Genomic DNA, 6370 nt, shown 5'->3' with positions numbered 1-6370 from the left:
CCCCACTTCCACCCTCACGCAACTTGCGGATCAGGAGAACTGCGCACGAAAAACGGCGCCACCCCCAGCAAACGCTTAGGCAAGGCTCCCCCTCACCGCAATCCAACCAACAGCACCCAGCCAAACGAGCCTTCGTCACGAGCTCGCGCTCACAACAACCGCTCGCTCAGCCTTCGTGAATGATGCAGGCTAGGCGTCAAGGCAGTTGTGAGATGCTGCCGCGCTCGTTGTGGAGTTGAAGCGCATGTTGACTATCTCCAAATCGTTGTCAGCTGGACAGGCCCGAACGTATCACGCTCGCGAGTTTAGTTCGGAAAAGCAGAACTACTGGGGCCGTGACCAGCAAGGGCATAGCGAGTGGCAGGGCAGGCTCGCGCAGGAGAGGGGCTTGCGTGGCATTGTTAGAGCTGAAGGGTTTGCTCGCTTGAGCGAAGGTCGGCATCCTGAGAGCGACACGCAACTCGTCAAGCACCAGCCCGCCAGAACCTACGACAATCGATACGGCAAGCAGATCACCAGTTCAGAGCATCGCGCAGGATGGGACGCAACGTTCTCCGCACCGAAGTCCGTCTCTCTTACCGCCCTTGTCGGTGGCGATGGTCGTGTGCGTTTGGCGTGGCGTTGCATGAATTGGAGCGGTATACACAAGCGCGTATCGGTAACATTCATGCGCCGGAGACAACTGGCAAATTTATCGCCGCTACCTTCGAGCACGATACCGCTCGTCCCGTAGACGGCTATGCTGCGCCGCAGCTTCACACTCACGCGGTCGTTTTCAATATGACTGAGCGTGGCAATGGCCAGACACGTGCTCTGCAAGAGCGCAGCTTGTTTCAATCGCAACAGTATGTGACTAGCGTCTATCGATCCGAGCTTGCGATGAGGCTCCAAGGCCTCGGCTATGAGATCGAGCGCGGCAAGCATGGTCAACCTGAGATCAAGGGTTATTCGCAGGAGTATTTCGAGGCATCGAGTCCGCGTCGCGTGCAGATCAAAGAACACTTGCAGGAGATAGGCAGAGAGGGGGCAGGTGCGGCGCAGGTTGCTGCTCACCGCACACGCGACAGCAAGGAGACCCATTCACCGGAAGAGGTGCTACAGCGGCACCGGGAGTTGGCCGCGCAATTTGGTCATCAGGCAGATCGTGTTGTCATGCTGGCACGCGAACATCATCATGTGGTGCCACCGGAGAAGACGGTACAACAGTCAGTGACCTATTCGCGCAACCATGTCTTTGAGCGCTCCGCGGTCCAGGATGAACGCGCGATCCTGCAAGCGGCGATAGATCGCAGCATGGGACAGGCTTCCTATAGCCAGGTGCGCCAGGAGTTCGAGCAGCGGGTGATGCGAGGTGAGTTCCGAACTGTTTCACGGGCCGATGGCCGAGCCGCTCCACAGTACACGACTGCGGAGATGATGCGGATGGAGCGAGAGATCGTCGGGCACATGCAGCGCGGCAATCAGTGCGGCTATGGAGATCCAATGCTGGTTTCACCGCAGTTGCGAATTTGGACAGAGGACCGCCATCCTGAGTTGAGCCGGGCACAACGCAAAGCGGTCGATGACCTCTTCCTGAGCCGCGAGAAGATTGTGGGCCTGGATGGCGTCGCCGGCGCGGGCAAAACAACGACGCTGGCTGTCGTCCGTGAAGGTGCCGAAGCGCAGGGCTACAGGGTCGAAGGATTTGCACCGACATCTCGCGCGGCGCACAAGCTTGCTGAGGCTGGCATGGCGACTTCCACACTCCAGCATCACCTTGCCAAAGGGGTGCAGCCAGACACAGGAGAGAGGAGGCTGTATGTACTCGACGAGTCTTCGCTTGCCTCAACCCGTCAGATGCACGAGTTTGTGGAACGTCTCCATCGCAATGATCGAGTGCTGTTGGTGGGAGATAGTCGCCAGCATGAGGCAGTAGAAGCAGGCCGTCCGTTCGCACAGTTGCAAGAAGCAGGGATGCGCACGGCGACGCTCGATGAAATCGTCCGTCAGAGAGATCCAGAACTGAAGCAGGCGGTCGAGCAGTTGGCACGTGGCCAGGTGGGCACCGCAGTCGAGAGTCTTGACCAGCAGGGCCGGGTCCATGAGGTGAAGGGACACAACGAACGTATGGCGGCGATTGCACGCGAATACGCCAAGTCTCCACACAGCACACTGGTTGTTTCGCCGGATAACCGTTCGCGCAGTGAGATCAATCAGCGGATACGTGATGAGCTGCAATCGCGTGGTGTTGTGAGTAGGCAAGAGCATTCCGTTCGGACGCTTGTGCCTCGTCAGGAGATGACCGGAGCAGACCGCAGTTGGGCACAGCAGTATCAGGTGGATGACATCCTGCGCTACTCGCGATCATCAAAGGAAACCGGCATCAAGAAGGGCGAATATACCCGTGTGCTTGCTGTGAATGCCAAGGAGAACACGCTGACCGTCGTGCAGGCGAATGGCGAGCAGGCAACCTACGATCCGCGCCGTCAGATGGGTGTGTCGGTCTATCGGGCACAAGAGAAAGCATTCTCTGCGGGAGATCGCATTCAGTTCACCGCGCCTAGCCAGGAGCTGAGGATTGCGAACCGCGACTTGGGAACCGTGGAGAACATCGCGCAGGACGGAACGATGCGCTTGCGGTTGGACAATGAGCGCCGCGTCGATTTCAATCCGCACCGCCATCCGCATCTCGACCACGGATATGCCGTGACCAGCTACTCCAGCCAGGGTCAGACAGCGGACCGTGTGCTGGTTCACGTAGACACCGAACTTGGTGCGAAGGACTTACTCAATAGCCGCATGGCGTATGTCTCGATCTCGCGCGGCCAATGGGACGCTCAAATTTTCACTGACAACCGGGAGAAGCTGCCACAGGCATTAGGCCATGACGTTTCGCACCAGAGCGCCTATAAGCCGGAACAGGCTATCGCCCTACCTCAGCAGCAGATCATGCCAGCGCCCACGCACGACAAGGAGTTGAGCATGGGTTTCGGGTTGAGTCTTTGAACGCCGTATTCGCTGAGAGATGAGGGAACGGAGCGAAGCAAGTCGTACTTGAGGACAAAGAAGGTTCAGAACGAGCAAGAAAATCTTGTAAAGGGGGATGGGACTATGGCGGCAGAGCGGGTCATTGATTTCGACAGAGGCGGGTTGAAGGCGTCTCGGCAGGAGCCACCGTTCAAGGCTGACCGCAGGAAGCCTCCACAACGGGTTACTGTGGCACCGGAAGACAAACTGCTGGTGAGCCGTGAAGAGGCTGCTCAGCTTCTTTCGATTAGCCAGCGTGGATTGGATTATCTGATAGCGGACCGGCGATTGCCGACCAGAAGGATTGGCGGAAGGGTTCTGATCCCCGTGGCCGAACTACGCAAATACGCGCGCGGCGATCACCCCGAACGCATTGTGGTCTAAGTCCTTATGCTCTTGCTTTCTTAAGTGATCCATGCACCCGTGTTGCGATGAAGCTGGCGAAGGGCCGCAGATCAATATCGATACTCGCGCGGTCGAGAGCGTGCAGATAGTCAGCGCTGTCTTTAACGCGAATTACAGTCCGGCCCGCCTGATGCCAGCAGTACGTTCATCAGGAAACGGGCCTTTCGGCCATTGCCATCGGAGTAAGGATGAATGTAGCCGAAGAGGCAATGCCCGAGAACTGCTCGAACCGAAGGCTCCGGTTCCGCTTCAATCAAATTGAACAAGCATTGCGGTATCCGGCGAGGGCCGACGCCGAAATCAAGCCTGATGCAAAGCATGGCTCGAACAGTTCTCTGTACCATTCCCGGTGATTCGTTCTGACAATCGCTCCAACATTTTCACCCGCGAGTGCCTTTGACACGCTGACCTTGACTCGTTGGAATGCTGCCAATATCCTCGAGCGGCGAGCGCGTCGCGGTTTTGCCGGTCTGCTCAATCAATTCAGTGCTCGGAACACTAGCATGAACAGCCACCAAAACAGCCACTGGATCTTTCGGCACGGCTCTGGGGAACCAGAACTGTGCCGAAAGTTACTGATAATAAGTGGGATAGTTGGTGGACGCGGAAGGAATCGAACCTTCAACCTGTCGATTAAGAGTCGAATGCTCTGCCAGTTGAGCTACGCGTCCAAGGTTGTTACTGCCCTCGGGGGAGAGGAGCGCCGGGTGAGAGCCGCTGCTATGTTGGTGCGCCGGCTGCAATCAATCGACTTATTAAAGATAACACAGCCTGCAGGTTTTGAGTGCCCATGCAGGCTGGTCTCACATAAGAAAATCAGCCAACGAAATCAACGTTGGCGCGGCGCGGAATAACCCCGCGATCATAGCCCATATCCAGCAGCTTCCGAATCGCCTCTCGGCCGTCCTCGCCATAGTTCAGGGTCCGCTCGTTGACGTACATGCCGACGAAGCGGTTCGCCAGCGTTGGGTCGAGGTCGCGTGCGAACTGCATCGCATAGGAGAGCGCCTCCTCGCGATGGTCGAGCGCATGCTGGATGCTATCGCGAAGCGCGTTGGTTGCCATCAGCATCGTCTCCTGGCCCAGCGAGCGGCGGATCGCGTTGCCGCCAAGCGGAAGCGGCAGGCCGGTCTGCTCGCGCCACCACTGACCGAGGTCGAGCAGCTTCACCAGGCCGTCATTGGCATAGGTGAGTTGCCCCTCGTGAATGATCAGGCCGGCCTCGAACTCGCCGGAGGCCACGGCCGGGATGATCTTGTCGAAGGGGACGACGGCGTACTCGATCTCCGGCGCGAAGAGCTTCAGGGTGAGGAAGGCCGTGGTGAGCGTGCCCGGAACGGCGATGCGCGTCCTCTTCACCTCATCAAGCGTGCGTTTGGTGCTCGCGACGATCATGGGGCCGTAGCCCTCGCCAACCGAGCCGCCGCAGGCCATCAGGGTGTAGTTGTCCTGAAGATAGGGATAGGCGTGAAAGGAGATGGCCGTGACGTCGTAGAAGGCCTCGTTGATGGCCTTGTGGTTCAGGGTCTCGATGTCAGTCAGCACGTGGGTGAACTTGTAGCCAGGAACTCGGACCTTATTGGTGGCGAGGCCGTAGAACATGAATGCGTCGTCGGAGTCGGGGCTGTGGGCGATGCTGATCTCTTGAATTGCTGTGTGTGCGGCGGTCATGATGCGGTGTTCCTCTAGCCAGTGATGAAAGGGATAGTAGACGCGCCTTTTGTGCCGGCGCGCGAAGACGGTAAGACGAAGATCAGGCGCGGCGCCAGCGGCTGATGGAGCTGTAGATCCCGGCCGCTGCTGCTACCTTGACGATCTCGCCGGGCAGAAACGGAGCGACCGCCATCTGCCACACGGCAGGTGTGCCCAGGTGAAGGAACTGCGCAAACCAGGTGGTGCCGAAGGCGAAGATCACGATGGTGGCAAGCGTGCATGCCACTGCTGCGCGCGCGTACAGCGAGCGGAAGCCCAGGGAGCGAACAGCCCATCCGGCTGCGGCTGCGGCGAAGGGATACGAGAGGAGATAACCGCCCGTGGGGCCGAACAGTTGCAGGAGTCCGCCCAGTCCCTGCGGATTGAAGACCGGCATTCCAATGGCTCCTTCCGCGAGATAGAGAACCATGGCAGCCAGTCCGGCTGCAGGGCCAAGCGTCAGGCCGACCAGAAGCACCGCAAAGTTCTGCAACGTCAGCGGCACGGGCGTAAAGGGCAGCGGAACCGAGATGCGTGCGCACAGGGCGACAAACGCAGTGGCCGCTACAGCAACCGCGATGCGACGGGGAACGGACGACGCAATCGGCCGCGAGGAGCTGTGCCCGAGAGCTGTGGAGGAGGGAAGAACGGTTTGCATCGAAGAGAGGTCCTTTCGCGCTAGAAGCGTTTTGTTGATGGGGGCCTGCGGCCTGAAACCGCGCGGACGGGACGCGACGGAGAAGGATCAGTCAGGTCGCCGAAGTCTTTGTTGAAGTACGCGCGATCGACGCGATCGGAGGAGCCCTTAAGTCCGGCGTGAGCGGACATCGGCGATTTACGTCTTCCACGCGCGAAGCCATGCTCTGCTGTTGGATGAATCTCAACGGACTGCGAAGGCGCATTCCAGCTCTTCTTCGCCGTGATGCCCTGAAGGCTCTGATGCGGAGCGACCCGCGGTGACCGCAGCGTGCCATATGCGGCAGCGGCGTGCAGATGCTCGGTGAAGCTGGGCGCGAGCGGCGCCGGCGTGCGGCTCTGCCGGTGGGTCGCACGTACGTGTCGAACAATCGCTGCTCCTGCCCCAATCAGGGCGAGCAGGCAGACAACCGAGATGGCGAAGAGAATCTGCACCACGAGAAGGATATCAAGTGGCCAAGCGTTCGTGCATCTTATTCGACGTCAGGCTGCCTGAAGACTGTCCAATGCGGCAGAAAGACGCGATTCGCCGCAGTACGATCTTGGTTCGCCGCGAAGTAAGGCCGGATTC

The 6370-nt window shown here is 59.1% G+C and carries 6 protein-coding genes, 1 tRNA gene and 1 pseudogene; 3 read left to right on the top strand and 5 right to left on the bottom strand.

The window, feature by feature from the left end:
• Positions 1-244 precede the first annotated feature (244 nt).
• The 3 genes and pseudogenes from mobF to Q363_RS12060 form a co-directional block, all read left to right on the top strand.
• Positions 245-1065 (top strand): annotated as a pseudogene (mobF, locus tag Q363_RS44000) (MobF family relaxase); the annotation flags it as partial.
• 87 nt (positions 1066-1152) lie between these two features.
• Entirely contained in the window at positions 1153-2985 is a 1833-nt protein-coding gene (locus Q363_RS43995; protein WP_342667408.1) for an ATP-dependent DNA helicase, read from the top strand.
• A 105-nt stretch (positions 2986-3090) separates the two neighbouring features.
• A complete protein-coding gene (locus tag Q363_RS12060) occupies positions 3091-3390 on the top strand; it encodes a helix-turn-helix domain-containing protein (RefSeq protein ID WP_157466764.1) in 300 nt (99 codons plus the stop codon).
• 122 nt (positions 3391-3512) lie between these two features.
• Here Q363_RS12060 and Q363_RS46170 read toward each other — a convergent pair whose 3' ends face one another.
• The 5 genes from Q363_RS46170 to Q363_RS12040 form a co-directional block, all read right to left on the bottom strand.
• The gene (locus tag Q363_RS46170; protein WP_211256169.1) at positions 3513-3731 is read right to left on the bottom strand and encodes a Fic family protein; all 219 of its coding nucleotides are present in this window, start codon (positions 3729-3731) and stop codon (positions 3513-3515) included.
• A 275-nt stretch (positions 3732-4006) separates the two neighbouring features.
• Positions 4007-4082: transfer RNA gene (locus Q363_RS12055), tRNA-Lys, on the bottom strand.
• 145 nt (positions 4083-4227) lie between these two features.
• Positions 4228-5082, bottom strand: a complete 855-nt coding sequence (locus Q363_RS12050; RefSeq protein WP_035350382.1) for a menaquinone biosynthesis family protein — start codon at positions 5080-5082, stop codon at positions 4228-4230.
• Positions 5083-5164: 82 nt separating this feature from the next.
• Positions 5165-5761 (bottom strand): biotin transporter BioY, encoded by a 597-nt coding sequence (locus tag Q363_RS12045; protein WP_035350381.1) that lies wholly within the window; start codon positions 5759-5761, stop codon positions 5165-5167.
• A 20-nt stretch (positions 5762-5781) separates the two neighbouring features.
• Complete coding sequence (locus Q363_RS12040; protein WP_035350380.1) at positions 5782-6237, bottom strand: hypothetical protein; 456 nt, start codon at positions 6235-6237, stop codon at positions 5782-5784.
• Positions 6238-6370 lie beyond the last annotated feature (133 nt).

The sequence above is a fragment of the Edaphobacter aggregans DSM 19364 genome (assembly GCF_000745965.1).
GTDB lineage: Bacteria > Acidobacteriota > Terriglobia > Terriglobales > Acidobacteriaceae > Edaphobacter > Edaphobacter aggregans.
The sequence above is the reverse complement of the archived record's forward strand: the minus strand, read 5'-3'. Positions and strand labels throughout refer to the sequence as shown.

Excerpts from the sequence above, each read along its gene's own strand:
- Q363_RS43995 (WP_342667408.1), top strand. The coding sequence starts at position 1,153 with ATGCTGGCACGCGAACATCATCATGTGGTGCCACCGGAGAAGACGGTA.
- Q363_RS12060 (WP_157466764.1), top strand. The coding sequence starts at position 3,091 with ATGGCGGCAGAGCGGGTCATTGATTTCGACAGAGGCGGGTTGAAGGCG.
- Q363_RS46170 (WP_211256169.1), bottom strand. The coding sequence starts at position 3,731 with ATGCTTTGCATCAGGCTTGATTTCGGCGTCGGCCCTCGCCGGATACCG.
- Q363_RS12050 (WP_035350382.1), bottom strand. The coding sequence starts at position 5,082 with ATGACCGCCGCACACACAGCAATTCAAGAGATCAGCATCGCCCACAGC.
- Q363_RS12045 (WP_035350381.1), bottom strand. The coding sequence starts at position 5,761 with ATGCAAACCGTTCTTCCCTCCTCCACAGCTCTCGGGCACAGCTCCTCG.